At 69.4% G+C, this 13,537-nt stretch carries 13 protein-coding genes; 4 read left to right on the top strand and 9 right to left on the bottom strand.

Features of this window, described 5'->3' with window-relative positions; genetic code table 11:
- Positions 1 to 76 precede the first annotated feature (76 nt).
- Both purM and purN read left to right on the top strand, forming a co-directional pair.
- Positions 77 to 1,144, top strand: coding sequence for a phosphoribosylformylglycinamidine cyclo-ligase (purM, locus tag ACLBWX_RS15955; RefSeq protein WP_447678002.1), 1,068 nt, complete (start codon positions 77 to 79; stop codon positions 1,142 to 1,144).
- Complete coding sequence (purN, locus tag ACLBWX_RS15950) at positions 1,144 to 1,800, top strand: phosphoribosylglycinamide formyltransferase (protein WP_447678001.1); 657 nt, start codon at positions 1,144 to 1,146, stop codon at positions 1,798 to 1,800. The genes purM and purN overlap by 1 nt, the downstream gene beginning before the upstream one ends.
- Before the next feature lie 22 nt (positions 1,801 to 1,822).
- Here the strand turns inward: purN and ACLBWX_RS15945 are convergent, their stop codons facing one another.
- From ACLBWX_RS15945 to ACLBWX_RS15930, 4 genes are all read right to left on the bottom strand, one after another.
- Positions 1,823 to 2,767 carry an aspartate carbamoyltransferase catalytic subunit gene (locus ACLBWX_RS15945; RefSeq protein WP_447678000.1) on the bottom strand — a complete coding sequence of 315 codons (945 nt, stop codon included), beginning with the start codon at positions 2,765 to 2,767 and terminating at the stop codon, positions 1,823 to 1,825.
- 86 nt (positions 2,768 to 2,853) lie between these two features.
- Positions 2,854 to 5,838 (bottom strand): response regulator, encoded by a 2,985-nt coding sequence (locus ACLBWX_RS15940; protein ID WP_447677999.1) that lies wholly within the window; start codon positions 5,836 to 5,838, stop codon positions 2,854 to 2,856.
- Between the two features lie 235 nt (positions 5,839 to 6,073).
- On the bottom strand, positions 6,074 to 6,844 hold the full coding sequence (locus tag ACLBWX_RS15935) for a potassium channel family protein (protein ID WP_447677998.1): 771 nt from the start codon (positions 6,842 to 6,844) through the stop codon (positions 6,074 to 6,076).
- Between the two features lie 18 nt (positions 6,845 to 6,862).
- Entirely contained in the window at positions 6,863 to 8,239 is a 1,377-nt protein-coding gene (locus ACLBWX_RS15930) for a pentapeptide repeat-containing protein (RefSeq protein ID WP_447677997.1), read from the bottom strand.
- A 98-nt stretch (positions 8,240 to 8,337) separates the two neighbouring features.
- On the opposite strand from ACLBWX_RS15930, the gene ACLBWX_RS15925 reads away from it, so the two are divergent.
- A complete protein-coding gene (locus ACLBWX_RS15925; RefSeq protein ID WP_447677996.1) occupies positions 8,338 to 9,396 on the top strand; it encodes an endonuclease/exonuclease/phosphatase family protein in 1,059 nt (352 codons plus the stop codon).
- Between the two features lie 24 nt (positions 9,397 to 9,420).
- Here the strand turns inward: ACLBWX_RS15925 and ACLBWX_RS15920 are convergent, their stop codons facing one another.
- The 4 genes from ACLBWX_RS15920 to ACLBWX_RS15905 all read right to left on the bottom strand — a co-directional run bounded on the left by ACLBWX_RS15920 (position 9,421) and on the right by ACLBWX_RS15905 (position 12,318).
- Positions 9,421 to 10,074 (bottom strand): DUF1345 domain-containing protein, encoded by a 654-nt coding sequence (locus ACLBWX_RS15920; RefSeq protein ID WP_447677995.1) that lies wholly within the window; start codon positions 10,072 to 10,074, stop codon positions 9,421 to 9,423.
- A gap of 52 nt (positions 10,075 to 10,126) precedes the next feature.
- Positions 10,127 to 10,570, bottom strand: a complete 444-nt coding sequence (locus tag ACLBWX_RS15915; RefSeq protein WP_447677994.1) for a thiol-disulfide oxidoreductase DCC family protein — start codon at positions 10,568 to 10,570, stop codon at positions 10,127 to 10,129.
- 48 nt (positions 10,571 to 10,618) lie between these two features.
- Complete coding sequence (gene eno / locus ACLBWX_RS15910) at positions 10,619 to 11,908, bottom strand: phosphopyruvate hydratase (protein ID WP_447677993.1); 1,290 nt, start codon at positions 11,906 to 11,908, stop codon at positions 10,619 to 10,621.
- Positions 11,909 to 12,114: 206 nt separating this feature from the next.
- Positions 12,115 to 12,318 carry a hypothetical protein gene (locus tag ACLBWX_RS15905; RefSeq protein WP_056183260.1) on the bottom strand — a complete coding sequence of 68 codons (204 nt, stop codon included), beginning with the start codon at positions 12,316 to 12,318 and terminating at the stop codon, positions 12,115 to 12,117.
- A gap of 123 nt (positions 12,319 to 12,441) precedes the next feature.
- On the opposite strand from ACLBWX_RS15905, the gene queF reads away from it, so the two are divergent.
- A complete protein-coding gene (gene queF, locus ACLBWX_RS15900) occupies positions 12,442 to 12,903 on the top strand; it encodes a preQ(1) synthase (RefSeq protein ID WP_447677992.1) in 462 nt (153 codons plus the stop codon).
- A gap of 25 nt (positions 12,904 to 12,928) precedes the next feature.
- On the opposite strand, the gene ACLBWX_RS15895 is transcribed toward queF, so the two are convergent.
- Positions 12,929 to 13,450 carry a hypothetical protein gene (locus ACLBWX_RS15895; protein ID WP_447677991.1) on the bottom strand — a complete coding sequence of 174 codons (522 nt, stop codon included), beginning with the start codon at positions 13,448 to 13,450 and terminating at the stop codon, positions 12,929 to 12,931.
- Between the last annotated feature and the right edge of the window lie 87 nt (positions 13,451 to 13,537).

Here is a 13,537-nt window from a genome sequence, read left to right as displayed (position 1 = left end):
CCGCGATGACGGACTCGCGGAGGCGCGCGGGAGCGGTTAGAGGTCGCGGAACACGGACCCTCGGAGAGCGGCGCGGATGACCGGCGAGCCCAAAAACGGAATGACCTACGCGCAGGCGGGCGTCGACATCGACGCCGGCAATGCCATGGTCGAGACGATCAAGCCGCTGGTGAGGGCTACCCGCCGGCCGGGCGCGGATGCCGAGATCGGCGGCTTCGGCGGGCTGTTCGACCTCAAGGCCGCGGGCTTCCGGGACCCGATCCTGGTGGCGGCCAACGACGGTGTCGGCACCAAGGTCAAGATCGCCATCGAGACGAACCGCCACGACACCATCGGCATCGACCTCGTGGCGATGTGCGTGAACGACATCATCGTGCAGGGCGCGGAGCCGCTGTTCTTCCTCGACTACTTCGCCACCGCCAAGCTGGTGCCCGGGGTCGGCGCCGACATCGTGCGCGGCATCGCGGCCGGGTGCCGGCTGGCCGGCTGTGCGTTGATCGGCGGCGAAACCGCCGAGATGCCGGGTCTCTACGACGGTTCCGACTACGATCTGGCCGGGTTCAGCGTCGGAGCGGCCGAGCGCGGCACCCTGCTGCCGCGCGGCAACATCGTGCCCGGCGACGTGGTGCTGGGCCTGCCCTCCTCTGGCGTCCATTCCAACGGCTTCTCGCTGGTGCGTCGGATCGTCGAGCGCAGCGGCCTGTCCTACGACGACCCCGCGCCCTTCGAGCCCGCCCGAACCCTCGGCGAGGCCCTGCTGGAGCCGACCCGGATCTACGTGAAGCCGCTGCTGGCGGCCCTGCGCACCACGGACGGGATCAAGGCGCTGGCCCACATCACCGGTGGCGGCTTCCCCGACAACCTGCCCCGGGTCCTGCCCGACGGCGTCGGCATCAGCATCGACCTCGACGCGATCATCCCGCCGCCGGTCTTCGGCTGGCTCTCGGAGGTCGGCGGGGTCGCCGAATCCGAGATGCTGCGCACCTTCAACTGCGGCATCGGCATGGTGGTGGTGGTGGCGCCCGAGAGCGTGAGCGCCGTGTCGAAGGCCCTCGACCTCGGCGGCGCCTCTCCGGTTCGCCTCGGCCGGATCACGCCGCGCGGGGCCGAACCCGTGACCTTCGAAGGCCGGCTCGCCTTCTGATGGCGCCCGCAAGAAGGACCCGCGTCGCGATCCTCATCTCGGGGCGCGGCTCCAACATGGCTTCGCTGATCGCGGCGGCGCAGGCGCCGGACTACCCGGCCGAGATCGTGCTGGTGGCGGCCAACCGTCCCGAGGCTCCCGGACTCGTCTACGCGGCGGAACGTGGCATCCCGACCCGCGCCATCGATCACAAGGCCTATCCGAGCCGGGAAGCCTTCGACGCGGCGCTGAACGCCGAACTGGAGGCGGCCGATATCGACCTCGTGTGCCTGGCAGGCTTCATGCGGATCTTCTCCGCCGGCTTCGTCGAGGCCTGGGCGGGGCGGATGATCAACATCCACCCGTCCCTGTTGCCGCTGTTCAAGGGCGTGCACACCCACGAGCAGGCCCTGGCCGCCGGGGTGCGGCTGCACGGTTGCACCGTGCACTACGTCGTTCCCGAACTCGATGCCGGCCCGATCATCGCGCAGGCGGCCGTGCCGGTTCGGCCCGGCGACGATGCCGACGCGCTGGCCGCCCGCATCCTGGTGCAGGAGCACCGGCTCTATCCCCAGGCCCTGGCTCTCGTCGCGGGCGGGCGCGTCGACCTCGACGGCGCACGGGTGGTGTTTTCGGAGGACGTATCGGGGGCGGAAGGAGCGCTGCGGAGCCTGTAGCTCGGCGGCTGCCGCGGCCGGATCACGCGTTCGGCAGGTGGGTCGCCAGCGCTTCGAGCACCGCCATGCGCACGGCGACCCCCATCTCGACCTGCTCGCGGATCAGCGACTGCGCCCCGTCGGCGATCTCAGAGGAAATCTCGACGCCGCGGTTCATCGGACCCGGATGCATCACCAGAGCATCGGGGGCGGCAAGCCGCAGCTTGTCGGCATCGAGGCCGAAATAGCGGAAATACTCCTTCACGGAGGGCACGAAGGAGCCGTTCATGCGCTCGCGCTGCAGGCGCAGCATCATGACGATGTCGCAGCCCTCCAGGCCCGTGCGCATGTCGGTGAAGACCTCGACGCCGAAGCGCTCGATGCCGGTGGGCAGCAGGGTCGAGGGCCCGATCACCCGTACCCGCGCGCCGAGAGCCTGGAGCAGGATGAGGTTCGAGCGCGCCACGCGGCTGTGCAGGACGTCGCCGCAGATCGCGACCCGCAGACCCTCGATCCGGCCCTTGTTGCGCCGGATCGTCAGCGCGTCGAGGAGCGCCTGCGTCGGGTGCTCGTGGGCGCCGTCGCCGGCATTGACCACGGCGCAGTCGACCTTGCGGGCCAGAAGGTGCACGGCGCCGGCCGCGTGGTGGCGCACCACGATGATGTCGGGCCGCATGGCGTTGAGGGTGGCGGCGGTGTCGATGAGGGTTTCGCCCTTCTTCACCGACGAGGAGGCCACCGACATGTTCATCACGTCGGCCCCGAGACGCTTGCCCGCGAGCTCGAAAGAGCTCTGCGTGCGCGTGGACGGCTCGAAGAACAGGTTGATCTGGGTGCGGCCGCGCAGGGTCGTGCGCTTCTTCTCGACCTGGCGGGAGAGGGCGACGGCGTCCTCCGCGCGATCGAGCAGGATCTCGATGTCGGGTCGAGTGAGTCCCTCGATCCCGAGCAGGTGCCGGTGGGGGAAGCTGGGGGGCGCGGCTGTCATGCTGGGTCCAGGCCTATAGGCCGCCCTGTCAAGGGCGGCAAGCGCACCCGGCCGGTGCGCTCCGGGTGCCGGCAGGCCCGGAGCCGTCAGGCTCCGGGCGCCACCAGCGGCCGCAGGGATTCGGCCAGGTCGGTGAGGCTCAGGCCGCCCTTCTGCAGCACCCGGTCCGCGCGTCCCGCGAGCCGCCTGCGGTCGTCGGCGGTGATGTCCTTGGCGGTCAGCACCACGACGGGAATGTCGCGCCACTCCGCCCGCTCGCGCAGGGCTCTCAGGAAGCCGAAGCCGTCCATCTCCGGCATCATCAGATCGAGGAGGATGAGGCAGGGCTTCTTGGCCGCGGTCGCCTCCAGGCCGGCGACGCCGTTCTCGGCCGCGGCCACGCGCCAGCCCTCGCGGGTCAGCATCGCGGAAAGGCGCTCGCGCGCATCCGGGTCGTCGTCGATGATCAGCACCGGACCCTTGTGCTCGGAGGGCTTGAACCGCTCCATGGCCGATTTGAGCTGGCCCCACTCGATCGGCTTCTGCAGGTAGTCGGTGGCCCCGAGGGAGAAGGCGAGGTTCTGCTCGTCGAGCACCGTCACCATGATGATCGGGGTTGCGCCGAGCTCCGGATCGGCCCGCAGGGTGCGCAGCACCGACCAGCCGTCCATGCGCGGCATCGTCACGTCGAGGAGGATGACCCGGGGCTTGAGCTCTCGCGCCCGCTCGACGCCTTCGCGCCCGTCGCGCGCGGTGGCCACGGTGAAGCCGTCGCGCTCCAGGAAGCGCGCGAGGAGGTCGCGCGTCGCCGCGTCGTCGTCGATGATCAGGACATGGCCCCCGGGGATCGATCGCGCTTCGCCGGTCCGGTGCAGGACGTCGAGGTCGTGGTGGGCCGCCTCGACCGGGTTCGGCGGCACATAGGTCGCGGGTACCGCCAAGGTGAAGGTGGTGCCGGCCCCTTCCTCGCTCTCCACTTCGATGCGACCGCCCAGCATCTCGGCGAAGGCGCGGGTGATGGCGAGGCCGAGGCCGGTGCCGCCGAACCGGCGGGTGGTCGAGGCGTCGGCCTGGGTGAAGCGCTGGAACAGCTTGGCCTGTTGCTCGGGATTCATGCCGATGCCGGTGTCGGTGATACGGAAGACGAGCCAGTCGGTTCCCGCACGCGGGGCGCGGGCGACCGACAGGGTGATGTGTCCGGCTTCGGTGAACTTTGCGGCGTTGCTCAGGAGATTGATCAGGCACTGGCGCAGCTTGGTCTGATCGGTCTGCGCCTCGCCGAGGTCGTCCGCCATCTCCAGGGCGAGGCTGTTGCCCTTCTTGTCGACCAGGGATTCCACGGTGGCGGCGACGTCGCGCACGGTCTCGGCCACCGGGAAGGTCTCGGCATAGATCTCCATGCGCTCGGCCTCGATCTTCGAGAGGTCGAGGACGTCGTTGATCAGGCCGAGCAGGTGGCGGGCATTCGCCTCGATCTTGCGCATGTCGGCGAGAAGCCCTTCCTCGCCGAGGTCTTCGATCTCCTCCTGCAGCATCTCGGAATAGCCGATCACCGCCGAGAGCGGGGTGCGCAGTTCGTGGCTCATGTTGGCCAGGAACTGGCTCTTGGCCCGGTTGGCCTCCTCCGCCGCCTCCTTGGCGGCTTCCAGGGCGAGCTCCGCCTCCTTGCGGGCCGTCACGTCGGAATGGGTGCCGACCCATTCGCGGATGTTGCCGTTCTCCTCCAGTATCGGGACCGCGCGAGCCGACATGATCCGCCACACCCCGTCCTGGCGGCGAATGCGGTGCTCGATCTCATAGGGCGAGAGGGTCTCCAGCGCCTGAAGCCAGGCCGCGCCGGTGCGCTCGCGATCGTCGGGATGGATCGAACCGAGCCACCCGGCCCCGGCGGCCTCCTGGGGCGTCTGGCCGGTGAAGCGTGTCCACTCGGACGGGGTCACCTCGAAGCCTCCCTCGGGATTGGTGGTCCAGACGATGGCGGTGGTCGCCTCGGTCAGGGAACGGAAACGCTCCTCGCTGTGGCGCATGCGCTCCTCGGAGAGCTTGCGCAGGGTCTCGTCGGAGACGACGAGCCCGACGCCGTCGGCCTGCACGCCGTCGGAACGTCCGGAGCCGGTGCGACCGCGCAGGGGGTAGAAACTCATCTGGAAGTGGCGCACCCCGCGTGGGGCGCTCGGCGTGGGCACCGCCACGTCGACGTTGGTGGTCACGAGGCCCTCGTCGCGGGCCGCCTTGAGCTTCGGGATCAGCTGTTCCTGGAGCATCGGCACGTTCGCCCAGATCGGCGCGCCGAGATCGGCCCCGAAGCCGCGCTCGTTCATGGTGGCGAGCGCCCGGTTCATGTGCTGGATCGTCAGGTCGCGGTCGAGGAAGCCGAGGCCGACGGGAGCGTTGGCGAAGACCCCGTCCAGGAGGGCCGCCGTGCGCTGCTCGTCGCGCCGACGCACCAGGGCGAGGCGCCCGAGGAGCCCGACGGCGCCGAGCGCCGAGGCGACCGACACCAGCAGCAGCACCAGGGAGAGCACGCGGTCGCGCTCCTCGCCCGTGGCGAGGACGGCGTTGGCATGGTTCTGCACGGTCTTGGCGGCCGCCCGCACGCCGTCCATGGTGCGCTTGCCCTCCCCCATCCGGGCCAGCGAGACAGCGGCGTCGTAGCCCTGGGTGCGGCGCAGATTGATGACGTGCGCGGCGTAGCTTCGCTTGGCCTCGACGAACCGGCGCAGGTCACGCATGTGCTCGGGACCCTGCGCATCGCTCGCCGTCGACAGGGCCTCGATGGCGTTGAGCTGCCCGTCGATGGTGTTCTGTGCCGCCTGGTAGGGCTCCAGGTAGGGCTCCTCGCCGAACAGCACGTAGCCGCGCATCCCGGTCTCGAGCTCGACCATGTTCGAGAGCAGGCGCTCGCTCTCGCTGAGGATCGCGTGCTGACGCGCGCCGTCGATGCGGCTCGCCTCGCTGGCCAGGTAGTTGCCCACCCCGGCTGCCACCGCGATGCCGATCAGCACCAGGGCGAGGGGCGAGCTCGGTACGCCCGCGAGGAGGCGCGGCTTGCGCCAACCACGCTCGGGACGCTTCGGGAAGGCGCTGGTCATGCGATACGATTCATGGGGTTGGCGCCCTGTCGGGCGGGAGGAAAATCCGGCTGAGCGCGGCGGCGGTGTCCCGCGTACGGTCTCGCTGCGTCGGGAGCGCAGGAAGCCGGGAGCGCAGGAGCCGGTGTCGCGGCGGCAGGACCAAGGCCCCGCCGCTCGCAAACGCGCCGGCTTCGCTTCCGTTCATCCCGCGTCTCGCCGCGCCGCATGGCAGGTGCCCTCACTCCAGATGTACTCAATCGCCGCCCTCATCGGGGATGGCGAGGAGCGTCCCGCAGGCCTTGCAATGGACCGCATCGGTCTCGTGGCGCTGGAGGCCGCAGGCCGGACAGGCGAAGCGCACCTTGGGCGGGCGGAACAACACCTGGGCGAGGCGCAGAAAAAGAGTCACCCCGAAAATCATCACCGCCACCGAGATGAGGCGGCCGGAGGTTCCCGGCAGCGTGATGTCGCCGTAGCCGGTGGTCGTCAGGGAGGTCACGGTGAAGTAGAGCGCGTCGACGGCGTTGCCGATCGCCGGGTTGGTGCCGTGTTGGGTGGCGTAGACGATCCCGGTCATCACGAAGACGAAGACCGCCAGATTGGTGCCCGCCAGGATCGCGTCCTCGTTGTCGCGGAAAAGGGCGCTGTCCGCGCGCATCCGGTCGAGGAGCTGGTAGGTCCGCAGCAGGCGCAGGGTCCGCAGAATGCGCAGGAAGCCGACGCCCTCCCCCACGACCGGCGCGAGGAACGAGACCACCGCGGCGATATCGGCCCAGGTCGAGAGGTGCCGGAACTCTCGGAGCCTGGCACGGCTGATGACGAGCCGGGCCAGGAAGTCGAGGAGTACGACGAGGCCCAGGGCGACGTCGATCCCCTCGATCCAGGGGTGGCGCGGCAGGAACGACGTCCCCACGACCCAGACCACCGTAGCCGCGTCGAAGACCAGGAGGCCGTAGCGGAAGCGGTGTGCCCGGTTGGTCGAGCCCTCGTAGAGGCCGGCGAGGCGCGCGGCGAGCGGGGTCATGGCGGTGGGGCGGGCTCCTCAGCGCCGGAGGCGGTTGCCGAGGACGAAGCCGAAGAGGCCCATCAGGATGATGCCGGCCGCCCCCTCGATGCCCACCAGAAGGTTGGTGACGCGGCCCACCGGCTTGACGCCGATCTCGGGTGGGTTCGCCGTCATCATGTTGAGGGCGCTGTAGCTCACGAGATCGAGGGGGTTGTAGGTCGCCCGGCCGTCGCTCCCTTCGGGGATGAGGCCGCCGGTGAGGCCGTAGAGGCCCGCGAACACGAAAATGAGGATGACGAAGGCGCGGGCGATGCGCGACAGGCTCTCGCCGTAGTCGCAGAGCCATTCCACGAAGCGATCGGCGACCCACTGATAGCCGTGCCGGGCAAGGTCCGGGCCCGCGCGCCGCTCCCACGCCGCCCGCGCCTGCGCGCCCGCGTGGAACCGCCCCATCCGGCGTCCGCGCTTGTAGGCCCAGCTCGCCGCATCCTGGCTGCCGATGCTCTTGAAGTTCTGCTCCAGGGCGAGGTAGCTCGCCTGGGCCGCGACGTAGTCCCGGGCGACCTCTTCGCCCACCGCGCCGCCGAGCTGGTCCACCCGCATCCGAGTGCCGTTGAGCCAGGCCCCGGCGAAGCGTGCGTGGCGCAGGTCGCAGGTGGAGAGGTTGAGCCGCACCAAGCTGGTCTCGGAGAGGTCCGCTCCCGACAGGTCGGCCCCGTCGAGCTTGACCCCGGTGAAGTTGGCGCCCCGCAGGCGCGAGCCGCTGAGCTGCGTCTTCTTGAGGCTGGCGCCCTCGAAATCCGCGTAGGTGAGGTTGACGCCGACGAGCTTGACCTCGTCCAGGCGAGCGCCGCGGAAATGCGTGTAGTCGGCATCCGCCCCGGTGAAGTCGGCGCCCCAAAGGTCGGCTCCGTCGAAGTTGGCGCCGTCGAGGAGCGTGCGGCGGAGCTTGGCGAAGCGCATGGCCGCGCCGCCGAAATGCGCATCCTCCAGCATCGCGTCGTCGAAGTTGGCCTCGCCCCCGGCGATGCCGGTGAAGCGGGCGCCGCTGAGATCGGCCCCGGCGAAGTTCGCCTCCTCCACCGTGGCGCCGGAAAAGAGCGCGGAGCGTCCGAGGACACCGCCGAGGGCGGCACCCGCGAGGTTGGCTCCGGTGAGGTCCGTATTCTCTAGGTGCGCATCGGTGAGATCCGCCCCGGCAAGGGCGAGGCCGGCGTGCTTCGGGTCCCACCAGGCCGGTGGTTCCGGACTGTCGCCGAGCCGGGCCGCGAGGGCGTCGCGTCCCAGGGGCAGTCCGCCGAGGTCGCGAGATTCATCGTCGGTAAAGCCGAAGGGACCCCCGCCTTCGAAGCGGGCGAGGAGCGCCTCGACCCGCGCGCGCGCTGCGGCGGCCTCCCCCGCGTCAGGCTCCATGACTGGCCTCCCGGCGGGCCGCGCGGGCACCATTCCGGCCCTCGGGCGTTCCGCAACGCTTGGCCACGGCGCGCCAGCGATGGCGCGGGAGATGAAGTGTGGCGGGGACGTGGATGGCACTCGGCCTGAAGGCCTTCGGGATGCTCCTCGCGGCGGCGACGCTGCTGCCGTTCATTCCCAGCAATTCGGGCTTCATCCGCACCTTCGATTTCCCACGGCTGCAGATTGCGGCCCTGATCGTGCCGGTGGTCCTGGGCCTGCTGCTCGTCGCCCGCGATGCCACGGGACTGACGCTCGCCGCGAGCCTCCTCGCAGCCCTAGCCTACCAGGTGGTCTGCATCTACCCGTTCACGCGGCTGGTCTCGCCGCAAGCGGTGGCGGCGGAGGCCGGCGCGTGCCGCTCCGAGTCCGGCATGTCGATCATGGTCGCCAACGTGCTCGAGTCCAACCGCGCCTATGCGCCGATCCTCGATCTCGTCGCCGCGCAGGATCCCGACCTGCTGCTGCTCGTCGAGACCGATGCAGCCTGGGCTCAGGCGCTCGAACCCCTGCGGACGCGCTATCCCCACGTGCTGGCCCGGCCTCAGGGCAACACCTACGGGCTGATGTTCTACTCGAAGCTCCCCCTCATCGACCCGCAGGTGCGCTTCCTCCGGGAGGATGACGTTCCCTCCGTCCGCACCGGCGTGACCCTGCGCTCGGGCGAGACCTTCACCTTCTTCGGCGTCCATCCGCGCCCGCCCCATCCGGGCCAGAGCAGCGCCGCGCGCGACGCCGAACTCGTCCTGGTGGCGCGTGAGGTGAAGGCGGAGGGGCGCCCGGCAGTGGTGGCGGGCGACCTCAACGACGTCGCCTGGTCCAAGACCAACGATCTCTTCCAGCGGATCAGCGGGCTTCTCGACCCGCGCATTGGGCGCGGTCTCTACCCCACCTTCAACGCGAAATGGCCCCTGCTGCGCTGGCCCCTCGATCATATCTTCTTCAGCGACGACTTCCTGCTCGGCCGAATCGAACGCCTGGGACATATCCAGTCCGACCACTTTCCGATCCTCATCAGCCTGTGCCGCAGCGAGAAGGCCCCGCACCTGCAGGAGGCCCCGGAAGCCACGGCGGACGATCACGCGGACGCCCGGGCGGCTCTGGAAGCCGCGCCTTGAAGGCCGGCGCCCGCGCCGGCACGCTCAATGCTGCGCGACGCCTGCCGCCATGTTGATCGCCAGTGCCAGGACGCTCGTGTTGAAGACGTAGGCGTAGATCGTCTGCACCGTCGCGACCCGGCGCATCGCCTTGCTGGTGATGTCGGTGTCCGAGGTCTGGGACGTCGCCCCAATGGTGACGGAGAAGTAGAAGAAGTCCCAGAAATCCGGGTTCTCGTCGCCGTTGAAGTCGAGCCCCCCGCGGGAGGTGTCGTCGTCGGCGCCGTAGTAGAGGTGCGCGTAGTGCACCGTGAACACGACCTGCACGAAGAGCCAGGCGCAGATCATGGTCGCCGCGGCGAGGGCGAGATGGCTCAGGCGGTAGGCCTCGCTGCCGTTGCCGCCAAGGACCAGCATGGCCACGGCACCGAAGCTCGCCGCTGCCGCCAGGATCGCGAAGAGCGAGACCGCGAAGGCGCTGTCGTCGAGGCGCGAGGCCTCGGCCCGCAGCGAATCCTGCGACTGACGCGCCGCCCTGCCGACGATGAGCCCGCAATAGACGATGACGCCGAGGCACCAGCCGATGAGGAGCCGGACCGACAGGTCGGCGAAGGGCAGGACCAGGGCGAGCACCAAGGTGAGCCCGACGCTGCCGAGGAGGCGCGGCCGAAGCCAGAAGGCCTGGATGGGATTGAGCATGCGCCGCCTCGAAGAGTGAGCCTGAGGCTTCGCTCCTGCGCCCGTGGGCGCCCTATCCGCAAGCCTTGTCGCAGCTTGGTCCACCGCCCCGAACGAACCGGGCGATCCAGGGCCGTAACGGCACGAAGAGGCGGTAGGCGACCTCGCCCAGGCCGAGCACGCCTGGCAGGCGGGCGAAGCGCGCGAGGATGTGCCAGCGCGGCAGCACGGCCCAAAGGGCGGCGAAGCCGGCGGCGCCCGAAGCCAGCGTGCCATCGGGGCGTCGGACATGAAAGCGCGCCCGCGCGGCACCGAGTGTGAGATCCGGCCCGAGCGCCGGATCCTCGATGCCGACATCGACCCAGGCGACCCGCTCGGCCCCATCCGAGCGCCGGTACGCCCGGATCTCCGCGGCACAGAGGGGACAGGCACCGTCGAAATAGACGGTCAGCGAAGGGGTCGCGGTCTGGGAGGCGAGCATCCCGGAGACATAGGGCGCTGCCCCACGACGAAACACGGCCGCGGATCGCTCCGCGGCCGTGCCGGATTCACTCAGGCGCCGGCTTCAGCGGCGGGCCAGCGCCTTGAGGGCGTTGCGGCCGGCATAGAGGGCCTGGGAACCGAGGCCCTCCTCGATGCGGATGAGCTGGTTGTACTTAGCCAACCGGTCCGAGCGGGCCAGCGAGCCGGTCTTGATCTGTCCGCAATTCGTCGCGACCGCGAGATCGGCGATGGTCGAATCCTCGGTCTCGCCGGAGCGGTGGGACATGACGGCGGTGTAGCCCGCACGCTGGGCCATTTCGACGGCGGCCAGCGTCTCGGTGAGGGAGCCGATCTGGTTGACCTTCACCAGGATGGAGTTGCCGGTCTGCTCGGCGATGCCGCGCGACAGGCGCGTCACGTTGGTAACGAACAGGTCGTCGCCGACGAGCTGGCAGCGATCACCGACCCGATCGGTGAGCAGCTTCCAGCCCTCCCAATCGTCCTCGGACATGCCGTCCTCGATCGACAGGATCGGGTAGGCGTCGACCAAGCCGGCGAGGTAGGCGACCTGCGCCTCGATATCGCGGGTCTGGCCCTCCCCCTCGTAGTGGTAGGCGCCGTCCTTGAAGAACTCAGTGGCGGCGCAGTCGAGGGCCAGGACCATGTCGGTGCCGGGCTTGAAGCCAGCGGCCTGGATCGACTGCATCACGAAGTCGAGGGCGGCCTCGGCCGAGGGCAGGTTCGGGGCGAAACCGCCCTCGTCGCCCACGTTGGTGTTGTGGCCGGCCTTCTTGAGGGCGCCCTTCAGGGTGTGGAACACCTCGGCACCCATGCGCACGGCCTCGGCGAGCGAGGACGCGCCCACCGGCATGATCATGAATTCCTGGAAGTCGATCGGGTTGTCGGCATGCGCGCCGCCGTTGATGATGTTCATCATCGGCACGGGGAGCACCCGACCCTGCGTCCCGCCAATGTAGCGGTAGAGGGGCAGGCCGGCGGTCTCTGCCGCCGCCTTCGCGACCGCGAGCGAGACGCCGAGAATCGCGTTGGCGCCGAGGCGGCTCTTGTTCGGGGTGCCGTCGAGCTCGATCATCGCCTCGTCAATGGCGATCTGGTCCTCGGCATCCATGCCGCCGATGGCGTCGAGGATGTCGGACTGCACAGCGTTGACCGCCTTGCGAACGCCCTTGCCGCCATACCGGCCCTTGTCGCCGTCGCGCAGTTCCATCGCCTCGTGCGCGCCGGTGGAGGCGCCCGACGGAACCGCCGCGCGGCCGAAGGACCCGTCCTCGAGCAGCACGTCGACTTCGATGGTCGGGTTCCCCCGGCTGTCGAGGATCTCACGGGCGGCGATGTTGGTGATCGCGGTCATGCAGGCGCCTTCTCGGACGTTACGGCGTGTCGAGGCCCCAACGGCGGGGCCGGATCCGTCCCCGATGAGCCGAATGGCCGCATCCGGGACAGGGTGATTCCGCCGAGGCTTATCCGCCAACGCTTCGCCTCCGGCAAGCGCTCTGCGCAGCCTGCCCGTGCCAGAAGGCTCGAATCCCGCAATCGGACCCTGGAAGACCGATCGGTCTAGCGGTCGCCTGCGCCCGACAGGAGCAGTTCGATCTGCGCCATCCCGTTCTCCCGGGCCTTGGCCTCCGTCGGGTGATTCCGATCCGACCGCTGGATCAGCTTCCCTTTCCGGCGGATCGCCCATTGGTAGGGGGAGCCCGGGGCCTTGGGCGGCTGGATCTCCAGGGTGTAAGGGTAGGTAGCCGTGTTTTCGTCGCTCATGGCTCACATATGGCACGCGGATTCGGCGGCTGCCACTCATGGACACCACTTGGGTGGCAAATTGATCGTTTTTCCGCCCCAACGCCTGTGGCCGAATTCCCCGTCAGCTCCGAAAGGTTCGTTATGACCCAGCATTCAGGGCCCGAGGGCCTGCAACTCGGGCAGATGAGCCCCCTGCCCGCCTCGCCGGAGGAGGCTCGACTTGACCGGGTGCCGAACCCACATCCCGGCACCGACTATCTCGCCCGCTTCACCGTGCCGGAATTCACTTCCCTCTGTCCGGTCACCGGCCAGCCGGACTTCGCGATTCTGGTCATCGACTACGTGCCGGATCAGTGGCTCGTCGAGTCGAAGTCGCTGAAGCTCTACCTCACCGCCTTCCGCAATCACGGAGCCTTCCACGAGGATTGCACGGTCGGCATCGGCCTGCGCCTGACCGAGCTTCTGGGTCCCCGCTACCTGCGGATCTGTGGGTTCTGGTACCCGCGCGGCGGGATTCCCATCGACGTATTCTGGCAGACCGGCGAGCCGCCGAAATCCGTCTGGCTGCCTGATCCCGGCGTGCCGCCCTATCGGGCGCGTTGACGGACGGCCAGCCGCCTGCATCTGCCTACCGGTCCTCCAGGATGGCCCGCCGAACCTGTTCGACGAGCTGGCTCTGCGCTGCCGTGGGACCGCCGTGGATGGAAGCCACGGCCCGAAGCATGTCGACGAGGTCATCGACCTCGGATGGCGTGAGCCGGTCATGCAGCAACGGGGCCACGTCCCTGATCGCGATCTGAGGCTCGCGGGTCTGGTCCGCCGCATGGCGGATCACCGCCATGCGCGTCGCGAGGTTCTCCTCCGACATCTCCGTCACTGAACGCATCCGAGACAGGATCTCACGTTCCTGCTCTGGCGTCGCCAAGCCTCGCTGGCGGGCGACCAGCATCATCAACACTCCGGCGACATCGGCCGGATTTCGCATCGATCGCAGGGGCGCCAAGCGTTGCTGGACCTCGCCCGCCCTGCGGCGGCGGTCCCTGCGCCAATCGTTCAGAGCACGGTCGAGATGAGCCAGGCCGTTTCCGTAGCGGATCCAGTAGGTCAGTCCCGTAATGAAAAGGCCGACGATCGCAAGGAGAAAGGGCATCGTCGTCCGCCCGGCAGAGATTCACGGAATGCGCCCTGATGCAACCTTAGCGGGAATTTTGCAAGAGACGACGGGGCCGGCGATACG

The organism is Methylobacterium sp. M6A4_1b (genome assembly GCF_053345175.1).
This window is presented reverse-complemented; position numbering and strand designations above follow the sequence as displayed.

What these genes read in the sequence shown, in the direction of transcription:
- ACLBWX_RS15935 (WP_447677998.1), bottom strand. Translation starts at nt 6,844, where the DNA reads ATGACCCCGCTCGCCGCGCGCCTCGCCGGCCTCTACGAGGGCTCGACC.
- queF (WP_447677992.1), top strand. Translation starts at nt 12,442, where the DNA reads ATGACCCAGCATTCAGGGCCCGAGGGCCTGCAACTCGGGCAGATGAGC.
- ACLBWX_RS15905 (WP_056183260.1), bottom strand. Translation starts at nt 12,318, where the DNA reads ATGAGCGACGAAAACACGGCTACCTACCCTTACACCCTGGAGATCCAG.
- ACLBWX_RS15945 (WP_447678000.1), bottom strand. Translation starts at nt 2,767, where the DNA reads ATGACAGCCGCGCCCCCCAGCTTCCCCCACCGGCACCTGCTCGGGATC.
- purM (WP_447678002.1), top strand. Translation starts at nt 77, where the DNA reads ATGACCGGCGAGCCCAAAAACGGAATGACCTACGCGCAGGCGGGCGTC.
- ACLBWX_RS15940 (WP_447677999.1), bottom strand. Translation starts at nt 5,838, where the DNA reads ATGACCAGCGCCTTCCCGAAGCGTCCCGAGCGTGGTTGGCGCAAGCCG.
- ACLBWX_RS15930 (WP_447677997.1), bottom strand. Translation starts at nt 8,239, where the DNA reads ATGGAGCCTGACGCGGGGGAGGCCGCCGCAGCGCGCGCGCGGGTCGAG.
- purN (WP_447678001.1), top strand. Translation starts at nt 1,144, where the DNA reads ATGGCGCCCGCAAGAAGGACCCGCGTCGCGATCCTCATCTCGGGGCGC.
- ACLBWX_RS15920 (WP_447677995.1), bottom strand. Translation starts at nt 10,074, where the DNA reads ATGCTCAATCCCATCCAGGCCTTCTGGCTTCGGCCGCGCCTCCTCGGC.
- ACLBWX_RS15895 (WP_447677991.1), bottom strand. Translation starts at nt 13,450, where the DNA reads ATGCCCTTTCTCCTTGCGATCGTCGGCCTTTTCATTACGGGACTGACC.
- eno (WP_447677993.1), bottom strand. Translation starts at nt 11,908, where the DNA reads ATGACCGCGATCACCAACATCGCCGCCCGTGAGATCCTCGACAGCCGG.